This is a genomic window from Bradyrhizobium sp. LTSP857 (genome assembly GCF_000938285.1).
Lineage (GTDB): Bacteria > Pseudomonadota > Alphaproteobacteria > Rhizobiales > Xanthobacteraceae > Bradyrhizobium.
On record NZ_JYMS01000041.1, the window covers coordinates 1 to 3,140 of the forward strand.

Annotated in this window: 2 protein-coding genes; both read left to right on the forward strand. The window is 64.7% G+C overall.

The features are described from left to right. Positions 1-969 (forward strand): methyl-accepting chemotaxis protein (locus tag UP06_RS26540; RefSeq protein WP_045001290.1); only part of this gene is annotated, 969 nt, incomplete at its 5' end. Between the two features lie 171 nt (positions 970-1,140). Next, a partial coding sequence (locus tag UP06_RS26545) for a methyl-accepting chemotaxis protein (RefSeq protein WP_045006636.1) occupies positions 1,141-3,140 on the forward strand: 2,000 nt, incomplete at its 3' end.

The window sequence follows — 3,140 nt, forward strand, 5'->3', positions numbered from 1 at the left end:
CGCAAGGACGAGATCGGCGAGATGGCCGGCGCGGTCGAAGAGTTCAAGGTGCAGGCAGTGGCCAAGGCCGAGCGCGATGCCGCGGCCAGCGAAGCCCAAAACAAGGAACTGGCCACGGCGCGTCGCTCCGAGCTGATCCGTTTTGCCGATGATTTCGAGAGCGCGGTCGGCGCCATCGTGTCCAACGTTTCGGCCTCCGCCGTGCAGCTCGAATCGTCAGCCTCAACGCTGACCCGTACCGCCGAGACCACGCAGACCCTGTCGAGCCAGGTCGCCGGCGTCTCCGAACAGGCCTCGAGCAACATGCAGTCGGTCGCGACCGCCACCGAGGAGCTCTCGGCTTCCGTCGAGGAGATCGGCCGTCAGGTCCGCGACTCCAGCCGCATTGCGGAAGCCGCCGTTGTGCAGGCGAAGGAAACCGATGGCCGGATCGGGAAACTCTCGCATGCCGCGCAGCAGATCGGCGAAGTCGTCAAACTGATCACGGCGATCGCCGAGCAGACCAACCTTCTCGCGCTGAACGCGACCATCGAAGCGGCGCGCGCCGGTGAAGCCGGCCGCGGCTTTGCGGTGGTTGCGAGCGAAGTGAAGTCGCTGGCGAGCCAGACCGCGAAGGCGACTGATGAGATTTCGTCGCACATCACGGGCATGCAGGGTGCGACTGCGGAGTCGGTTGCCGCGATCAAGGAGATTGGCGCGACCATCGGCCAGATATCTTCGATCTCGACGTCGATCGCGAGCGCCGTGGAGCAGCAGGGCGCCGCGACCCAGGAGATTGCACGCAGCGTTCAGACCGTCGCGCAAGGCACCCAGACCGCCGCCACCGACATCGGCCAGGTCAACCGCGGCGCCGCCGAGACCGGCTCGGCCTCGGAAGAGGTGCTGAACTCGGCGAAAACACTGTCGTCCGAAAGCACCCGCCTCCGCGCCGAGCTTGACCGGTTCATGGCGAATATCAGGGCGGCGTAAGTCCGGACCGCACTCCTCGCTCCGCCGGGACGACAGCGAGGTCACCTAACCGCAAGTTGCGGCGCCGCAATTTACCGCGGCTTATCCTTTGCCATTTACCGTGCAGACGAGTCTGGGAGCGGGCTGCTTCCGGGCTGCGCCTGATTTTCCGCGAATGGAATGGGTTGGGGAATGTCCGTCAAGTCCAAGCCGAACACATCGAAGCTGCTCACCTTGCGTTTTCGCGCAAAAATCATCCTCGGCTTCGTGGCGGTGCTGGCCATCCTCGCCGTCAGCATGGCGTTTGCCTATTTCGGCTTCGAGCGAATCGCGGGCGCCGTTGAATCCTACCGGACCAGTGTGGCGGAAGCCGATCTGGCGCGAACCGTCGATCGCGAATTGATCAGCTATCAGGGGCTGACCCGGGCCTATACGCTGACCGGCGCTACGGACGACGAGACTGCGGCCAAGGCTGCCGAAGAGAATCTGAAGGCGGCGATCGCAAAGTCGATGGCGGCCACGACCGGCGCGGCGCGCCGCGAGCAGATCGGCAAGCTCGAGGCCGAGTTCCAGCGTTTCACCAAAGTCTTCAGCGAGATCATCACGCTGACGCGCGAGAACGGCAAGATCGCCGCCGATGAGCTCAACAGCGTCGGCAACAAGATCCGCTTCAAGTTCGACGACCTCGCCGACACCGCGGCGCTGGCCGGGCTCGCATCGGTCCAGACCACGGCCAAGGATATCACCTCGCAATATCTTGCGGTCTCCACCTCGGTCAGCTCCTTCGTCGCCAAGCCGGAGCCGAAGACCGCCGACGGCGTGATCGCGCGCATCAAGTTCCTGGAGACCCTGCTGGTCTCGATCTATGCCAACGACCAGAAGATCACCGACCGCGTCACCGAGATCGGCGGCCTGTTGAAGCAGTACCGTGCGTCGTTTGTAAAACTGTCCGACAACGTGAAAATCATCGTCAAGATGAACGGTGAGATGACCAAGACCGCAGCGTCCATCCTCAAACTCTCGGGCGAGCTGCGGTCAGATCTGTCGGCCGATCAGCAGCGCATCGAAGCCAGCGCCAATGCGACGATCGGGAACACCGAGCGGCTGATGCTGATGCTGGCGTTGGGCGGCCTTGCCGTCGGCGCCGTGCTGGCTCTGATGCTCGGCAATGGCATCTCGCGGCCGATGATTGCGATGTGCAAGGCGATGCGCGAACTTGCCTCGGGTAATTTCGACGTCGTGCTGCCGGGCCTGGGGCGCAAGGACGAGATCGGCGAGATGGCCGGCGCGGTCGAAGAGTTCAAGGTGCAGGCAGTGGCCAAGGCCGAGCGCGATGCCGCGGCCAGCGAAGCCCAAAACAAGGAACTGGCCACGGCGCGTCGCTCCGAGCTGATCCGTTTTGCCGATGATTTCGAGAGCGCGGTCGGCGCCATCGTGTCCAACGTTTCGGCCTCCGCCGTGCAGCTCGAATCGTCAGCCTCAACGCTGACCCGTACCGCCGAGACCACGCAGACCCTGTCGAGCCAGGTCGCCGGCGTCTCCGAACAGGCCTCGAGCAACATGCAGTCGGTCGCGACCGCCACCGAGGAGCTCTCGGCTTCCGTCGAGGAGATCGGCCGTCAGGTCCGCGACTCCAGCCGCATTGCGGAAGCCGCCGTTGTGCAGGCGAAGGAAACCGATGGCCGGATCGGGAAACTCTCGCATGCCGCGCAGCAGATCGGCGAAGTCGTCAAACTGATCACGGCGATCGCCGAGCAGACCAACCTTCTCGCGCTGAACGCGACCATCGAAGCGGCGCGCGCCGGTGAAGCCGGCCGCGGCTTTGCGGTGGTTGCGAGCGAAGTGAAGTCGCTGGCGAGCCAGACCGCGAAGGCGACTGATGAGATTTCGTCGCACATCACGGGCATGCAGGGTGCGACTGCGGAGTCGGTTGCCGCGATCAAGGAGATTGGCGCGACCATCGGCCAGATATCTTCGATCTCGACGTCGATCGCGAGCGCCGTGGAGCAGCAGGGCGCCGCGACCCAGGAGATTGCACGCAGCGTTCAGACCGTCGCGCAAGGCACCCAGACCGCCGCCACCGACATCGGCCAGGTCAACCGCGGCGCCGCCGAGACCGGCTCGGCCTCGGAAGAGGTGCTGAACTCGGCGAAAACACTGTCGTCCGAAAGCACCCGCCTCCGCGCCGAGCT